The sequence below is a fragment of the Aureimonas altamirensis genome (assembly GCF_001463885.1).
GTDB lineage: Bacteria > Pseudomonadota > Alphaproteobacteria > Rhizobiales > Rhizobiaceae > Aureimonas > Aureimonas altamirensis.
On the sequence record NZ_BBWQ01000005.1, the window covers coordinates 21838 to 36491 of the forward strand.

The following is a 14654-nucleotide window of genomic DNA, read 5'->3' on the forward strand; positions in this document are numbered from 1 at the left end:
CCATGACAGACACCGCACCCAAGCCACCGGAACTCCCGCGGCGCTTCTATGAAACGGCATCGACGGCCGAGGCCGATGGGCATTGGCGCGTTCTTCTGGACGGGCGGCTTGTGCGCACGCCTGGCCGTGCGGTGCTGGCGGCGACGACCAGGGAGCTTGCCGACGCCATCGCGCAGGAATGGGCGATGCAGGGCGAGCGCATCGATCCATCGTCGATGCCGCTGACCCGGCTCCTCAACACCGCGATCGACGGCGTCGCGCCGCGCCTTGCCGAAACGCAGGGCGATCTGGCCCGCTATATCGAGACCGATCTTCTGTTCTACCGCGCCGACAGTCCCGAAAGGCTGGTGGCGCGGCAGGCCGAAGGCTGGGACCCCATCATCGACTGGGCAGGCAAGCGTGTCGGCGGACCGTTCCACATCACCTCCGGCATCATCCATGTCGCACAACCGTCGGAGACGGTCCGGGCGTTCAACGTCATGGCGCGTGCCATTGCAGACCCGCTGACGGTCGCCGCCCTGCACCAGATGACGACGTTGACCGGCTCCGTGATCCTGGCCTTTGCGGTTCTGGAAGGTCGCCTCGATGCGTCGACGGCGTTCGAGCTGGCCCATATCGACGAAGACTGGAACATCGAATTGTGGGGCGACGACGAAGAGGCGGCGCAAAGGCGCGCCTTGCGCCGTGCCGACATGGTGGCTGCGGGGCGGGCGATCGGCCTTGGAGCCATCGGAAATCAGATACCGGCAAACCAGTCGTAGCCGCGGTCTTCCCAGTATCCGCCATACCCGTCTCCGAAGCCGTCCAGGCTGGCGGCCAGCGTGATGCGGCTGACATATTTGGCCATCTTGTAACCCAACTGCCGCTCGACGCGCAGGCGCAGCGGCGCGCCGTTAGATATGGGCAGAGGCTGCCCGTTCATCGCATGCGCAAGGATCGTCTGCGGGTGGCGCGCATCGATCAGGTCGATCGACTCGTAATAGCGCACCGGACCCGCAAAACCCATTTCCAGCGTGTCGAAGCACGAGAACACCGCATAGCGCGCCCCGGATTGCACGCCCACGGCATCCAGGACGAGGCCCAGCGGAACGCCCGTCCACATGGCGATGCAGCTCCAGCCTTCCACGCAGTCGTGACGGGTGATCTGCGTGCGGTTCGGCATGTTGCGCAGCTCGGCCAGCGAATAGCTGGCGGGCCTGTCGACCAGGCCGTCGATCGTCAGCCGATAATCGGCAAAGGCGTTGGATGCCAATTGCCGGTAATCGGCGTCCTGCGGGTTGGTGACGCCGTTGGGCCGCATCGGCTGACGGATTTCGCTGGCCGGAAACTCCTGCGCCAGCGCATTGGAGTTGAGCAGCAGCCTCTGCACCCGGTATGTCAGGCCATTGGCCGAGGCCAGCACCTCGCGCATCGTGCCGCCACGCTCGACCGCGCCGTCGAAACATCCTGTCAGGGGCAGGGTGCCCAGTGTCGCCGCGCCGCCGAGAAGCAGCCGTCTGCGTCGCGGGTCGGGCGTCATGGGCGTTCTCCATCGGTGCGGTACCAGCCCGTGATCATCGAGCGCAGTTCGTTGAGCGGTCCTGCCAGAACCACCATGACCACGTGCACGACAAAAAAGGCGACCAGCACGAGCATGATCGCGAAATGCAATGTCCGGGCACTCTGCCGCCCGCCGAAAAGATCGGCCAGAAACGGCACCATCGCATTGACGCCCGGCGACATGGTCAGCCCCGTTGCGATCATCAGCGGCAGCGCCACCAGCAGGATCAGCGCATAGCTGAGTTTTTGCAGCGGGCCATAGGCGCGACGATGATGCAGGCGCAATCGCGCATGATCGGCAATGTCCTGCGGCAATGCGCGTGCATCGCCGGACTTGGGGACGATATCGCGCCACAGATGCTTGTTGAGGAGGCTCGATACCAACCAGAGGGCCAGCGCGGCAACGAGTATCCACGCAAAGAAGAAATGGACGATCCGCCCGGTGGCGAGGTCGCGGTAAGAGGGGATCGTCATCCAGCCCGGAAACGACTTCGCCGTCATCCGCCCGCCTTCGTCGACGACGCCGAGCCAGCCGGTGGTGTCGAAGCTGTGCCCGAAAATTTGCGTCACGCCGCGCAACTGGCCGCTTTCCACCACGGCTCCGATGGACAGGATGGTGTTGTCGAAGGAAAAGCCCGACTGGCGGCCGATATAAAGGTCGGGCCGCGCCATGAAGATCTGCAAGCCGGACAGAAGCAGGAAGAAAAGGGCGATAGCCCAGGCCCAATGCGTCACGCGCGTCATGGCCGCGTGGCGGTACACCAGTCCGCTATCCTTGTCCCTGGCCATGTCTGCCCCTCGATGCGGTCAGGCGCTGCGTTGCAGCACCCTGTTCAATTCCTGCCGGAAACGCGAACGATCCGCCGCCGAGAAGGCGGCATTATGGCCTTTGCTTTCTCCGGTTTCGCGCAAATGCTGGTTGAAGGCGCGATAGGAAAGCGCCGCGCCGATGCTTTCGGGGGTGAAGGGCCGGCCGTTGACGTTCAGCACCGTCGCGCCCTTGGCAAGGCTTCTGGCGGCCAGCGGTATGTCGGCCGTTATCACGACATCGCCTGGGCCGACGTTGTCGGCGATCCAGTCATCGGCCGCATCGGCGCCGGCCGGCACCGTAACCAGCCGGGCACCGGGAAATTTCGACGGCATGAGCCCGCCATTCGAAACGTAGGTGACATCCACGCCGTAACGGCCTGCGACATCCAGGATATCGTCTTTCACCGGGCAGGCGTCGGCATCGACATAGACGCTCATACCGTGGGCCCGAAAACGATCTCGAAATTGCGGCGCAGCATGGAATCCACTTCGGGCATGGACACCAACAGGCCCAGATCGGCAAGGCTGGTCACGCCGTGGCCACGAACGCCGCATGGCACGATGCCGGAGAAATGCGACAGGTCCGGATCGACATTCAGGCTGATGCCGTGAAACGTCACCCAGCGGCGGATGCGGATGCCGATGGCGGCCACCTTGTCTTCCGCCGGCGCACCGTCAGGCCCGGGCGGGCGCTCGGGGCGGGACACCCAAACGCCGACCCTGTCCTCCCGCCGCTCGCCCTTTACCTGCATGTCGGCAAGGGTTGCGATGATCCATTGCTCGAGCGCAGCGACGAAAGCCCGAACGTCGGGACGCCGGCGCTTCAGGTCCAGCATCACATAGGCAACGCGCTGGCCGGGGCCGTGATAGGTATATTCGCCGCCGCGCCCGGCATCGAAGACCGGAAACCGGTTCGGATCTGTCAAATCGTCGGCGTGCGCGCTGGTGCCCGCAGTATAAAGCGGGGGATGCTCCACCAAGAGAACGGCCTCGGGCGCCTCGCCGGCGGCGATGGCTGCCACACGTGCTTCCATCCACGCCAGCGCCTCGGGGTAGGGGGTCAAGCCTGCCCGAATCAACCAGTCCACCGGCGGCGTGCCGGAGGCGGCCGGGAAGTGGGAGCTGTGCGTCGAAAGGCGCGCCGGGGCGGATGGGGCAATGGGCTGGTCCATGCCGTCTATGTAGCGTCGAGCCGTCTTTTCCGGAAGTGTTCCAGAACATCGGCTGAAAAATCGCGGGGGCGAGCGAAATAGGCTTGTGTGCGTCACCCCGCTTTGTTACATGCCCGCCACCGGTCGCAAGATCGGCCCGCCGGTCTTGACCGGTACACGGCGTGCGGTCGTGGCGGAATTGGTAGACGCGCAGCGTTGAGGTCGCTGTGGGGCAACCCGTGGAAGTTCGAGTCTTCTCGACCGCACCAGCCTTGGCTCATTCTCCTCATCCAAATTCCCCTGGTCGTCGATTCGACATTTTCCGTAGGGTGCTAAGCATATCACTCCGGGCGGCAAAGCTGCGTTTGGTGCGACGTCTGGATAACGCCGCCTTCAACCGCTAATAACGTCCACTTTCGATGGTGCGCGACATTCGCATGCACCGGTTGCGAGGTGAGATGGATCGACAGGAAGAGAGCCGGATCGAAGGCGAGATCCACAAGGCATCGGCATCCACCGATCCGTTCGCGGCAGCGGTGCGAACGACGCGCATGCCGATGCTGATCACCGACCCGCACCAGCCCGACAACCCGATCATTTTCGTCAACGACGCCTTCAGCAAGCTGACGGGTTATGAGCGCCACGAGATTCTGGGCCGCAATTGCCGCTTCCTGCAGGGAACCGGCACCAATGCCGACGACGTCACCCGCATCCGCAACGCCGTAGCGCGGCGCGAGGCCATCGAGGTCGATCTTCTGAATTACCGCAAGGACGGATCGTCCTTCTGGAACCGGCTGCTCGTCTCTCCGGTGTTCGACGAGGACGGCAACCTCACCTATTTCTTCGCCTCCCAGTTCGACGTTTCGCCGGATCGCAGGCGCGTGTCCGAGTTGCAGAACGCGCATGGCGAGATGGAATCGGAAGTCGAGCGGCGCATGCTCGACCTGATGCAGAGCGAAAGCAGGATGCGCTTCATCCTCAACGCTGCGGGGATGGGCGTCTGGACCCTCGATCTGAAAAGTCAGCGGCTTGTCGCCTCCCGGCATTGCAAGGCGAATTTCGGTCGCGAGGGTGATGAGCCCTTCAGCTACGCGGATCTGCAGGACGCCATCGTTCCGGAAGACAGGGATCGGTGGCGCGAGACCGTGGAGGCGGCGATCGCCTCGGGCGACGAATTCGACATCGAGTATCGTATCAGGACGCGTTCGGGCGAAACGCGCTGGGTCGAGGTTCGGGGGCAGGTGAGTTCCGATATCACCGACCGGGCGACAGGCATGGCGGGAATATCGCTGGATATCACCGCGCGCAAGGAGGCGGAGGAACACCGAAAGCTCCTTGCGCGGGAATTGAACCACCGCGTCAAGAATTCCCTGGCGACGGCGCAATCGGTATTCGCGCAGTCGATGCGCTCGGCCAAGACGCTGGAAGAAGCGCAGGAAATCGCCTTCGGGCGGATGCAGGCGCTGTCCATGGCGCAGGACCTGCTGACGCAGGACGGATTTTCAGCAGCCCAGCTTGAGGATGTCGTCACTTCGGCCATCAAGCCGTTCGATGGCGGGGCGTTCCGTGTCGGGGGGCCTCGTGTGGTGCTGGGCGCGCGGTCGGTTTCGGCATTCGCGCTCGCCTTGCATGAACTGGCCACCAATGCGTCCAAATACGGGGCTCTGTCCACTGCGGACGGCACGATCGCAATCGCCTGGACTTTGGAAGACGCTGCCGATGGGCCGGTTCTGCGGTTCCACTGGAGCGAGCAGGGCGGGCCTCCGGTCCGCAAGCCGGAACGCCGTGGCTTCGGCACGCGGATCATCGAGGGCGCCTTGTCGGCCGAAATCAACGGTACCGCTTCGATAGACTTCCAAAGTGGTGGTATCGCCTTCGAGGCTGTCGCGCCCCTGAAGGATCTGACGGAAGACGCCTGACGATCAGGCCGACAGGCGCGATGGCACCTTGAGGCCGGTGGTTGCGGGGGCAATGTCGACCTCCGGCACCAACATGCCGGAATGCTCGGCAAACCGTGCAACGGATCGGCGGACCGTCTCGGCGTTGACCTGCTTGGCAAAGGCGGCCTTGCAGGCCTGTACGGCCGATACGTGTACTTCCGTTCGATGCACCGTCCGGCAATTTTGAAGCCAGGCATAAGCCTGTGTCACGGTCACGATGTCCCGCGGCACGCCGATGCCGAAGAAGACTCGAACCGGAACCTGGAAAACGTCGTATTCCATCGTTGAACCTCCCCGAATCCGCATCCCTTAAACATGGCGCAGGGCACCGAAATTTCAACGTATTCTTCCGATCGGGGCCAGCCTTAACAGGCGTGCGACAATTGCGCGCGGACTCATGCCGCAGGACTGCTACGCGTCGAAAACGCCGCTGCCTAAACCGCGTTGACCATGCCCTGGCCAAGGACCGGGCCAGTGGGCTGGCCGGTAGGAGAACCGCCGGACGGCTCGTCGGAGATGGCAAACGCGTCACCATGCGCGTCGGCGTGCAGGGCATCATCGAGGGTCATGACATAGGTCTGGCCCGCGTCGACCACACCCATGGAGCGCGGCGCGCCGCCGGCCGGGACGTACCATAGCTCTGCGGCGCGGCCGGCTTCGAGGGGCATTCTAAGCGGCGTGACTGTGGCCGAGCGACCGTCGGCGGCCAGGGTCACCACGGCAAGCGGTTCTCCCGATTGTGCCGCGATGACGGAGCTGAAGCCGGGCCCCGTAGGGCGCTCCACCGGCTGCATGACAACAAGCAGCGCCACGATGCTGGCAAAAGCGGCGGCCATGCCGCCGACCGCAAGCCAGCGCCAGACGGCCGAAACGGTGTTTCTGGCTGCCAAATGAACTTGCACGGGCCGGCGGGTCTGCTCGGCGATCCTGCTCCACAGGGCAGCCGGAGGAGCGACCGAGGGCGTCGAGGCACCCAGCGGCGCCAGGGCGCTGTTCCAGCGATCCACCTCGGCGGCAAAGGCCGGCTCGGTTTCGTAGCGGTGGCGGGCCTGCCGGCGCGCGGCATCGTCCAGCGTGCCGAGCGCGTACTCTGCCGCAAGAAAATCCTCGTCGTTGAATTCGTCCGCCGCGCTCATGGCTCCATGCACCCCCGCAGCTTCATCAGGCCTCGGCGGATGATGCTTTTCAAGGTGCCGACCGGCATCGCGGCAGCTTTCGACAGGTCATCATGGGTGCGCCCCGTCAGGAATGCAGAGCGGATGGCCCATCTTGCGCGCTCTTCCAACTGGTCCAGGCACTGATCGAGCCTCGTGAGTTCCTCGCCGAACAGCAGGATCTGGTCGGCGTCCGGCCGGTCGTCGGCGATATCGTGGGCGGCGTCCTCGGTCACTTCGGAGCGGCGGTGCGTTCTTGCAGAGCGCAGGCGGTCGATAGCGCGGTTATGCGCGATTGCCGCAAGCCAGCTGATCGCACTCGCCCGGCCCGCATCGAACTGCGCCGCTTTCCGCCATACGCTGACATATACGTCCTGCAAGGTTTCTTCCGCCTCCTGCCGCGTAGGCAAGATACGCAGGCAAATGCCGAACAGTTTCGCGCTCGTCATGCGATAGACGGTCGCAAAGGCGTCGTGATCGCCACGCCCCGTCCGCTCCAGCGCCGCCGCAAGGATCATACGTGTGTCTTGCTGGGTCATCCCCATCGGCTCCCGGTGCGGATCGCTGCGTAGGCGGCAAACTAGGGCGACTTGCCGCTTCAGGGAGTGGGCGAAGCGGCGAACTTTTTTTTCGGCATGCATCCGGCGGCAGCACGGCTTCGTATCTGCTGGCTGCAAGGAACACACAGGGAGAAAATCATGAAGACGATCCTATTTGCCGGTGTCATCGGCCTCGCCATGGGCACCGCTGCATTCGCCGAAGCCGACAAGGGCAGCTCGATGCCTGTCGAGAGCATGGCCATGTCGCAGGAAGGCGGCAGCGTAACGGTTGGCGGCGCACCGATGTATGCCAACAAGACGATCGCCGAAAATGCCGTGAACGCCTCCAACCTGACGACGCTCGTCGCCGCGGTGAAGGCAGCCGGACTGGTGGAAACGCTCGGCGGACCGGGGCCCTTTACCGTCTTCGCGCCCGACAATGCCGCGTTTGAAAAGCTTCCGGCCGGCACGGTGGAAGAGCTCGTCAAGCCCGAGAACAAGGCGCAGCTTACCAAGATCCTGACCTACCATGTCGTTCCGGCGCGTGCGACGGCCGAAGCGGCCATGGGCATGATCCGCGACGATGGCGGGGCCCACAAGGTCAAGACGGTCGAGGGCGAGGAGCTGACGCTCGGCATGGCCGGAAACGCGATCACCGTCACCGATGCCAACGGCAATGTGGCGACCGTGACGCAGGCCGACGTCCTGCAATCGAATGGCGTGGTGCATGTCATCGATACGGTGCTGATGCCGGCGATGTGATGGGTTGGCACCGGGCAGCCCCCCGCCCGGTGCCCCGGCTTCAGTTCGTGCAGCCGTCGCGCGCTTGCGCGGCGGCTGTTTCGCCGCCCTCCTGCTGGGCCGCGACATCCGCGGGCGACGTTGCGACGTTCGTGTCCGCTTCGCCCGGCTCACTGGCCATGGGCATCGTCGTACCATCCTGCACGATGCCGCTGCCCTGGCCGGTTCCGGATGTGCCGGCGGCCATGGAGCCGCCTTCCATGTTGGTCGTCGTGCCGCCGTCGGGCTGGCGCTCGGCCATCTGATCCGGCGCCTGCATCGGCGCCGTGGTCCCATCCTTGGAAATCGTTCCGGCCGTTTTTCCTGCCGTATCGTGGCAATCCGCCAAGGCGATTGCAGGCATCATGAAGAGTGCGGACGCTGCGAGGACAACGATGGATCGCGTTCTCATTTCGAACCTCCCTGTTCGATCCTGGCGCCCGATGGCAAAACTTCCCGACGGGCCAAGTGTTCCTCAACGTGTGCGACCCCTCGCCGCGCCGGGCGACTGCTCTAGATGACAAGCCTGTGAAGGCCCTTGAGCAGCAAGGGTCGGTAAGCCGCGTTGGCGGCAGGGAGTCTTAAGCGGATGGGCGTACTCATCAGTATATTGATCACGTTCCTGGTCGTGGTCCTCGTTCTTTGGCTCGTCCAGCAACTGCCGCTGGATGGCCGGATCAAGCAGATCGTCCAGGCCATCGTCATCATCATCGGGATCATTTCGCTGCTGCGATATCTCGCGGTCTTTTGACCGATCTCGGGCGCCGGGGGGATACCCTCGGCGCCCGTCTTTTTCAGATAACCTGAAACCCATGGGCGAACGGGTCCCGATCATCGATGAAGATCGTGTTGTAGCCCGTCAGACGCGCCCAGCCTGCCACCGATGGTATTATGGCGGGCTTGCCGGCAACGGTCGTTTCCCCCTCGACCCGGCCTTTGAAGAGAGAGCCTATGATGCTCTCGTGCACGAAGTCGTCACCGGGCTTCAGCTTTCCCTTGGCGGCCCATTGGGCGATTCTTGCCGAAGTGCCCGTTCCGCAGGGCGACCGGTCGATGGCCTTGTCCCCGTAGAAAACCGCATTGCGCGCATGCGCTTCGCCGTGGCGCGGCGCGCCCGTCCACAGAATGTGCGACAGGCCGGCAATCTCCGGCTTTTCCGGATGCACGAAGCTGTATTTGTCGTTCAGCGCGCGGCGCAGCGGACCGGACAGGGCCACGAGCTGCCCGGCGGTAAAGTCCGCCATGTCACGGAAGTTCTCCTGCGGATCGACGATGGCGTAGAAATTTCCGCCATAGGCGACATCCACGGTAAGCCTGCCGAGCCCCGGGCACTCCACCTCCAGCCCTTCCGAATGGAGGAAGGCCGGAACGTTGACCAGCCGCACCTCTTCCACATGGTCGCCAACCTGCCTGTAAGTGGCCACGACCAGGCCGGCCGGCGTATCGAGCCTCAGCGTGCCGGGCTCCTTCGGGGTCACCAGTCCATGCTCCAGCGCCATCGTCACCGTGCCGATGGTGCCATGGCCGCACATGGGCAGACAGCCGGATGTTTCGATGAACAGGATGGCGATATCGCAATCGGGCCGCGTCGGCGGATAGAGGATCGAGCCCGACATCATGTCGTGGCCGCGTGGCTCGAACATCAGGCCGGTGCGCACCCAGTCGAACTCGGCCAGGAAGTGGGCGCGCTTCTCGATCATGTTGGCCCCGGACAGGATGGGGCCGCCGCCGGCCACCAGCCGCACCGGATTGCCGCATGTATGCCCGTCGAGGCAGAAAAAGGAATGTCGTGCCATGTCGCTACCGTGTCTGCTTGAAGCGTCGGGGTGAGAAGGGGGCAAGGTCGATGGATGGCGCGCGGCCGGCGGCCAGCTCTGCCACGAGACGCGCTGTCGCGGCAGATTGCGTCAGGCCGAGATGTCCATGGCCGAAGGCGTGGATGATATGTCGGCCGGCGGCGGAATAGCCGATAACGGCAAGCGTATCGGGCATGGATGGCCGGAACCCCATCCAGCGCGTTCCGCCTTCCGTCCGCAGCCCCGGCAGAAACTGCGCGGCCTTGGCCAGCATGGCATCCGACCGCTTCCAGTTGGGAGGCAGGTTCAGGCCGCCCAGTTCCACCGCGCCGCCGATCCGCACGCCGCCCCCAATGGGCGTCGCGACAAAGCCATGACCGTTGAAGTAAAGTTGTCGGCGCAGGTCGAAAGCGCCGGCCGGCAATGTGGTGTTGTATCCGCGTTCCGTCTCCAGCGGCACCGCGTCGCCGAGCCAGCCGGCGAGCCGCTTCGACCAGGCGCCGGCCGCCACGACGACCGTCTTTGCGGACAGGCGCCGGTTGCCCGGCAGCGTCAGCACTGCGCCGGCCTCGGCCGGCTCGACCTTCAGCACCTCGTCCCGGCGCAGGGCGCCGCCCTCCGCCTCCAGCCTCTGTGCCAAGGCAAGGGTGAACAGGCGCGGATCGATGATCTGGCGGCCGTCCTCGGTATAGACGGCCTTCTGCCGGAAACGCGCGTGCAGCCCCGGCTGCAAGGATTCGATTTCGTCGCCGCCAACGACTTTGAAGGCGAAGCCGGCCTTTTCCTTGGCCGCCCAGTCACCTCTGGCGCTGTCGAAGGCGGATGCCCCGTCGTACAGATCGAGGGTGCCCGTCGTCATCGCATGACGGGCAAGGACCGGCTCCAGCAGGACGCGCTGCATCTCCGCCTCGGCCAGCCGCATGATCGTTGCCTGCGCGGCCAAGATTTCGGCGTGGCGGGCCGGGCGGCTGGCGGCGGCAAAGCGCAGCAGCCATGGCGCGATCCTGAGTGCGTATGCGGGGCGAATCGCCAGCGGTCCGAGCGGGTCGGCCAGCCAGCGCGGGGCCTGGCGCAGAATGCCGGGCGAAGCCAGCGGCAGAATTTCCGGAAAGGCCAGGATACCGGCATTCCCGGCGCTGGCGCCGGAAGCGGGGCCGCTTTTGTCGAGCACCAGCACCTGCCGCCCTTCGGCGCGCAGCGCCCGGCCGGCCATCAGGCCGACGACGCCGGCGCCGATCACCACGACATCCGCTGTCTCCTGATTGACCGGGCTCATGATCCGCCTTTCGATGCCTGACGCACGTTCCATGGCATGCCGCCCTGGTTGCGGCAAGGCCGGGCGCAAGGCACAACTGCGCACAGATTTCACACATGGGTCGAAAGGCTCTAATCTGGCAACCGGACTGCAGCCGCGAGCCCGTCGGGAGAGATGCGTGACGTCGTATTTGGATAGCGCCGGAGACGAGTGGCGAAGGCGGGTTGCCCGAGTGTTGGGCGACGAGGCCTTCGATGCGCTGCGCTCGCCGACCATCGAGGGCCTGATCCTGGAGCCGCTTTACGGCAAGGCGGCCGAAGCGCGGCCGCGCGCCTTCCGGCAGGCCGGCGCGGCGCCGTGGCAGATCGTCCAGCGCATAGACGATACGGACCCGGCAAGAGCGGGCGCCCAGGCGGCGGAAGATATCGCCGAGGGCGCCAATGTCCTGCGCCTTTGCCTTGCCGGCAGCGACGCGGCCTTCGGCTTCGGGCTGCCCGCATCGCAGGCGGCCGATGCCTTGGCCGGCCTGGAGCTCGACCGCCAGCCGGTCGAGATATGCAGCGCGAACGGCTATGGCCAGGATGCGGCGGAGGCCGTGCTGGCCTGCCTCGATGCCGCGCGGCTGCCGCCATCGCTGTCGAAAGTGTCGTTCCGGCTGGATGCGTCGATGGTCCATGTGCCGATGGTTGCGCGGCTTCTGGAAGCGGGTTTCCAGGGGCCGTTGGCCTGCGCATCCGGGCGTGCGCACCACAATGCCGGTGCCGACGCGGTGCAGGAGATCGCGGCGGTGCTGTCTTCCGCCGTTGCGGCCCTGCGTACCATGGAGCAGGCCGGCCTGCCGGCGGACAGGGCAGCCGAGCGCCTGACGCTGGAACTCTGTGCCGATGCCGATGTGTTCATGACGCTGGCGAAGTTCAGGGCGGTGCGGTTGTTGTGGGCCGAGATCGCCTCCGCCTGCCGCTTGCCATCGGCCTCCATCCGTGTGGATGCGGAAACCTCGTTCCGGATGCTGACCCGGCAGGACGTGGCCACCAACATGCTGCGCAACACGCTTGCCGTATTTGCCGCCGCCGTCGGCGGCGCGGATACGGTCTGCGTCCTTCCGCATACGCTGGCCTCCGGCCTGCCGGATGCCTTTGCCCGCCGCATGGCGCGCAATCTGCAGATCATCCTGATGGATGAAAGCCATCTGGCCTCGGTGGCCGATCCGGCTGCGGGGGCGGGGGCCTTCGAAAAGCTGACGGACGATCTTGCCGAGGCCGGCTGGCAGGCCTTCCAGCGTCTGGAGGCAGCGGGCGGCCTTGCGGCAGCCGGCGAAGACGGATCCTGGGCGGCCGCGCTGGCGCGCACACGGCAGCACAGGGCCGCCGCCATCGCCGACGGCCGTGCCGCCATATTGGGCGTCACCCATTACCCGGATGCTCGCGAGCGTCCGTCCGCAACCCTTGCCTCGCGGCGCAGCGCCTTTGCCTTCGATGCCTTCCGCGATGCTGCCGCCTTCGAAGCCGGGGAGACCGCGGCATGACTTCCATTCCCGACTTTTCCAAACTGTCCCGGCGCAATCCGGCGCCTGTCGATGCCGGGGGCGGGCGTGTCTGGCAGACGCCGGAGGGCATCGAGGTCAAGCCGTGCTACGGCACCGACGACCGCGCCGGGCTGGAAGCCGTGGACGGCTATCCGGGCATGCCGCCCTTTCTGCGCGGTCCATATCCGACGATGTATGTGAACCAGCCATGGACGATCCGGCAGTATGCGGGGTTCTCGACGGCGGAAGAGTCCAACGCCTTCTATCGGCGTAACCTGCAGGCCGGGCAGAAGGGCCTGTCCGTGGCCTTCGACCTTGCGACGCATCGCGGCTACGACAGCGATCATCCGCGCGTGGCCGGCGATGTCGGCATGGCGGGTGTGGCGATCGATTCCATCTACGATATGCGCACCCTGTTCGACGGCATCCCGCTCGACAAGATGAGCGTATCGATGACGATGAACGGCGCCGTCCTACCGATCCTGGCGCTGTACATCGTGGCGGGGGAAGAGCAGGGCGTTCCGCCCGAGAAGCTGTCGGGCACGATCCAGAACGATATTCTGAAGGAGTTCATGGTCCGCAATACCTACATCTACCCGCCGGCCGGGTCGATGCGGATCGTCTCCGATATTTTCGGCTACACCTCGCGGCACATGCCGCGGTTCAATTCCATATCGATTTCCGGCTATCACATGCAGGAAGCCGGGGCGACGGCCGATCTGGAGCTTGCCTACACGCTCGCCGACGGGGTCGAATATATCCGCGCCGGAATCGCCGCCGGCCTGCCGGTCGATTCCTTCGCTCCCCGCCTGTCCTTTTTCTGGGCGGTCGGCATGAACTTCTTCATGGAGGTGGCCAAGCTTCGTGCCGGCCGGCTGCTGTGGAGCCGGCTCGTCTCGCAGTTCGATCCGAAAAACGAGAAGTCGCTGGCGCTGCGCGCGCACTGCCAGACATCGGGCTGGTCGCTGACGGCGCAGGACGTGTTCAACAACGTCACGCGGACGGCGATCGAAGCGATGGCCGCCACGCAGGGGCATACCCAGTCGCTGCACACCAACTCGCTGGACGAGGCCTTGGCGCTGCCGACCGATTTTTCGGCGCGGATCGCGCGTAATACCCAGCTTCTGCTGCAACTGGAAAGCGGCACGACGCGCATCATCGACCCGTGGGGCGGCTCGGCCTATGTCGAGCGCCTGACGCAGGATCTGGCCGACAGGGCCATAGCGCATATCGACGAGGTGGAATCGCTCGGCGGGATGGCGCGCGCCATCGAAAGCGGCGTGCCGAAACTGCGGATCGAGGAGGCCGCCGCGCGCACGCAGGCGCGGATCGATTCCGGCCACCAGACGGTCGTCGGCGTCAACCGCCATGTGGTGGGCGAGGAGCAGGAGATCGAGGTGCTGAAGGTCGACAATTCGGCCGTGCGCGCCCGCCAGATCGACAAGCTGAAGCGGCTTCGCGCCGAGCGCAACGAGGCCGACGTGGCCCGATCCCTGGCGGCGCTGACCGCGGCGGCGCGAGGGCAGGGCAACCTTCTGGAACTCGCAGTCGTGGCGGCCCGCGCCAAGGCGACGGTGGGCGAGATCTCAGAAGCCCTGGAACAGGCCTGGAGCCGCCATCGCGCCGAAATCCAGGTCAACAGCGGCGTCTATGCCCGTGCCTTCGGCGAGCCGGACGCGGCGACGGTGCGCGCGACGGCGCTTGTGGAGGATTTCCGCGAGCTTGAAGGCTCCGCGCCGCGCATCCTGGTGGCCAAGATGGGGCAGGATGGGCACGATCGGGGCCAGAAGGTGATTGCGTCGGCTTTCGGCGACCTTGGCTTCGGCGTCGTCATCGGCCCGCTCTTCGCCACGCCGGACGAGGTTGCCGAACAGGCCATCGGCGAGGATGTCCATGTGGTGGGGGTTTCGTCGCTGGCGGCGGGGCACCTGACGCTTGTGCCGGAACTGCGGCAGGCACTTGCGCAGCGCGGGCGGCCGGACATCATGATCGTGGTGGGCGGGGTCATCCCCCCGCAGGACGAGCAGGCCCTACGCGACTTCGGCGCAGCGGCGATCTTTCCGCCGGGCACGCCCATCGCGCGCGCCGCCATCGAGGTGCTCGACACGCTGAAGGCGCATCACGGCTACCGGCAGAAGAAACCGTCGGACTATCTCTGATGCCGG

At 65.5% G+C, this 14654-nt stretch carries 16 protein-coding genes and 1 tRNA gene; 7 read left to right on the forward strand and 10 right to left on the reverse strand.

Annotation, left to right across the window (positions count from 1 at the left end; translation table 11 throughout):
- Positions 1-2: 2 nt before the first annotated feature.
- A complete protein-coding gene (locus AUL31_RS02965; protein ID WP_073468983.1) occupies positions 3-761 on the forward strand; it encodes an ATP12 family chaperone protein in 759 nt (252 codons plus the stop codon).
- Here AUL31_RS02965 and AUL31_RS02970 read toward each other — a convergent pair.
- From AUL31_RS02970 to lipB, 4 genes are read right to left on the reverse strand one after another with little or no spacing between them, the layout of a single operon-like run.
- Positions 737-1519 carry a molybdopterin-dependent oxidoreductase gene (locus AUL31_RS02970; protein ID WP_060601082.1) on the reverse strand — a complete coding sequence of 261 codons (783 nt, stop codon included), beginning with the start codon at positions 1517-1519 and terminating at the stop codon, positions 737-739. The genes AUL31_RS02965 and AUL31_RS02970 overlap by 25 nt on opposite strands.
- A complete protein-coding gene (locus tag AUL31_RS02975; RefSeq protein WP_060601085.1) occupies positions 1516-2328 on the reverse strand; it encodes a cytochrome b/b6 domain-containing protein in 813 nt (270 codons plus the stop codon). The genes AUL31_RS02970 and AUL31_RS02975 overlap by 4 nt, the downstream gene beginning before the upstream one ends.
- Before the next feature lie 18 nt (positions 2329-2346).
- Positions 2347-2787 (reverse strand): YaiI/YqxD family protein, encoded by a 441-nt coding sequence (locus tag AUL31_RS02980; RefSeq protein ID WP_060601089.1) that lies wholly within the window; start codon positions 2785-2787, stop codon positions 2347-2349.
- Positions 2784-3521, reverse strand: coding sequence for a lipoyl(octanoyl) transferase LipB (gene lipB / locus AUL31_RS02985; protein ID WP_060601092.1), 738 nt, complete (start codon positions 3519-3521; stop codon positions 2784-2786). The genes AUL31_RS02980 and lipB overlap by 4 nt, the downstream gene beginning before the upstream one ends.
- A gap of 163 nt (positions 3522-3684) precedes the next feature.
- Here lipB and AUL31_RS02990 point away from each other — a divergent pair.
- Both AUL31_RS02990 and AUL31_RS02995 read left to right on the forward strand, forming a co-directional pair.
- A tRNA-Leu gene (locus tag AUL31_RS02990) sits at positions 3685-3769 on the forward strand.
- A 189-nt stretch (positions 3770-3958) separates the two neighbouring features.
- Positions 3959-5419 (forward strand): PAS domain-containing protein, encoded by a 1461-nt coding sequence (locus tag AUL31_RS02995; RefSeq protein WP_060601097.1) that lies wholly within the window; start codon positions 3959-3961, stop codon positions 5417-5419.
- A 3-nt stretch (positions 5420-5422) separates the two neighbouring features.
- Here AUL31_RS02995 and AUL31_RS03000 read toward each other — a convergent pair whose 3' ends face one another.
- The 3 genes from AUL31_RS03000 to AUL31_RS03010 form a co-directional block, all read right to left on the reverse strand.
- On the reverse strand, positions 5423-5722 hold the full coding sequence (locus AUL31_RS03000; RefSeq protein WP_060601100.1) for a DUF982 domain-containing protein: 300 nt from the start codon (positions 5720-5722) through the stop codon (positions 5423-5425).
- Between the two features lie 152 nt (positions 5723-5874).
- Positions 5875-6576: an anti-sigma factor gene (locus AUL31_RS03005; protein WP_060601102.1), complete on the reverse strand. Its 702-nt coding sequence runs from the start codon at positions 6574-6576 to the stop codon at positions 5875-5877.
- Positions 6573-7112 carry a sigma-70 family RNA polymerase sigma factor gene (locus AUL31_RS03010; RefSeq protein WP_200801661.1) on the reverse strand — a complete coding sequence of 180 codons (540 nt, stop codon included), beginning with the start codon at positions 7110-7112 and terminating at the stop codon, positions 6573-6575. Before AUL31_RS03010 ends, AUL31_RS03005 begins: the two co-directional genes overlap by 4 nt.
- A 177-nt stretch (positions 7113-7289) precedes the next feature.
- On the opposite strand from AUL31_RS03010, the gene AUL31_RS03015 reads away from it, so the two are divergent.
- Positions 7290-7895 carry a fasciclin domain-containing protein gene (locus tag AUL31_RS03015; protein ID WP_409359935.1) on the forward strand — a complete coding sequence of 202 codons (606 nt, stop codon included), beginning with the start codon at positions 7290-7292 and terminating at the stop codon, positions 7893-7895.
- Between the two features lie 40 nt (positions 7896-7935).
- Here AUL31_RS03015 and AUL31_RS03020 read toward each other — a convergent pair whose 3' ends face one another.
- A complete protein-coding gene (locus AUL31_RS03020) occupies positions 7936-8325 on the reverse strand; it encodes a hypothetical protein (RefSeq protein ID WP_060601109.1) in 390 nt (129 codons plus the stop codon).
- Between the two features lie 177 nt (positions 8326-8502).
- Here AUL31_RS03020 and AUL31_RS20200 point away from each other — a divergent pair, with 177 nt between their 5' ends.
- The gene (locus tag AUL31_RS20200; RefSeq protein WP_143190113.1) at positions 8503-8664 is read left to right on the forward strand and encodes a Thivi_2564 family membrane protein; all 162 of its coding nucleotides are present in this window, start codon (positions 8503-8505) and stop codon (positions 8662-8664) included.
- Positions 8665-8707: 43 nt separating this feature from the next.
- Here AUL31_RS20200 and AUL31_RS03025 read toward each other — a convergent pair whose 3' ends face one another.
- The gene (locus tag AUL31_RS03025) at positions 8708-9709 is read right to left on the reverse strand and encodes a 4-hydroxyproline epimerase (protein WP_060601112.1); all 1002 of its coding nucleotides are present in this window, start codon (positions 9707-9709) and stop codon (positions 8708-8710) included.
- A 4-nt stretch (positions 9710-9713) separates the two neighbouring features.
- Positions 9714-11018 (reverse strand): NAD(P)/FAD-dependent oxidoreductase, encoded by a 1305-nt coding sequence (locus AUL31_RS03030; protein ID WP_244489300.1) that lies wholly within the window; start codon positions 11016-11018, stop codon positions 9714-9716.
- A gap of 124 nt (positions 11019-11142) precedes the next feature.
- Here AUL31_RS03030 and AUL31_RS03035 point away from each other — a divergent pair, with 124 nt between their 5' ends.
- Together AUL31_RS03035 and scpA are read left to right on the forward strand one after the other, a co-directional pair.
- Positions 11143-12489 (forward strand): methylmalonyl-CoA mutase family protein, encoded by a 1347-nt coding sequence (locus tag AUL31_RS03035; RefSeq protein WP_159439783.1) that lies wholly within the window; start codon positions 11143-11145, stop codon positions 12487-12489.
- Positions 12486-14648, forward strand: coding sequence for a methylmalonyl-CoA mutase (gene scpA / locus AUL31_RS03040; RefSeq protein WP_060601119.1), 2163 nt, complete (start codon positions 12486-12488; stop codon positions 14646-14648). Before AUL31_RS03035 ends, scpA begins: the two co-directional genes overlap by 4 nt.
- The last annotated feature ends 6 nt before the right edge of the window (positions 14649-14654 follow it).

What these genes read in the sequence shown, in the direction of transcription:
- AUL31_RS02965 (WP_073468983.1), top strand. Translation starts at nt 3, where the DNA reads ATGACAGACACCGCACCCAAGCCACCGGAACTCCCGCGGCGCTTCTAT.
- AUL31_RS02970 (WP_060601082.1), bottom strand. Translation starts at nt 1,519, where the DNA reads ATGACGCCCGACCCGCGACGCAGACGGCTGCTTCTCGGCGGCGCGGCG.
- AUL31_RS02975 (WP_060601085.1), bottom strand. Translation starts at nt 2,328, where the DNA reads ATGGCCAGGGACAAGGATAGCGGACTGGTGTACCGCCACGCGGCCATG.
- AUL31_RS02980 (WP_060601089.1), bottom strand. Translation starts at nt 2,787, where the DNA reads ATGAGCGTCTATGTCGATGCCGACGCCTGCCCGGTGAAAGACGATATC.
- lipB (WP_060601092.1), bottom strand. Translation starts at nt 3,521, where the DNA reads ATGGACCAGCCCATTGCCCCATCCGCCCCGGCGCGCCTTTCGACGCAC.
- AUL31_RS02995 (WP_060601097.1), top strand. Translation starts at nt 3,959, where the DNA reads ATGGATCGACAGGAAGAGAGCCGGATCGAAGGCGAGATCCACAAGGCA.
- AUL31_RS03000 (WP_060601100.1), bottom strand. Translation starts at nt 5,722, where the DNA reads ATGGAATACGACGTTTTCCAGGTTCCGGTTCGAGTCTTCTTCGGCATC.
- AUL31_RS03005 (WP_060601102.1), bottom strand. Translation starts at nt 6,576, where the DNA reads ATGAGCGCGGCGGACGAATTCAACGACGAGGATTTTCTTGCGGCAGAG.
- AUL31_RS03010 (WP_200801661.1), bottom strand. Translation starts at nt 7,112, where the DNA reads ATGATCCTTGCGGCGGCGCTGGAGCGGACGGGGCGTGGCGATCACGAC.
- AUL31_RS03020 (WP_060601109.1), bottom strand. Translation starts at nt 8,325, where the DNA reads ATGAGAACGCGATCCATCGTTGTCCTCGCAGCGTCCGCACTCTTCATG.
- AUL31_RS20200 (WP_143190113.1), top strand. Translation starts at nt 8,503, where the DNA reads ATGGGCGTACTCATCAGTATATTGATCACGTTCCTGGTCGTGGTCCTC.
- AUL31_RS03025 (WP_060601112.1), bottom strand. Translation starts at nt 9,709, where the DNA reads ATGGCACGACATTCCTTTTTCTGCCTCGACGGGCATACATGCGGCAAT.
- AUL31_RS03030 (WP_244489300.1), bottom strand. Translation starts at nt 11,018, where the DNA reads ATGGAACGTGCGTCAGGCATCGAAAGGCGGATCATGAGCCCGGTCAAT.
- scpA (WP_060601119.1), top strand. Translation starts at nt 12,486, where the DNA reads ATGACTTCCATTCCCGACTTTTCCAAACTGTCCCGGCGCAATCCGGCG.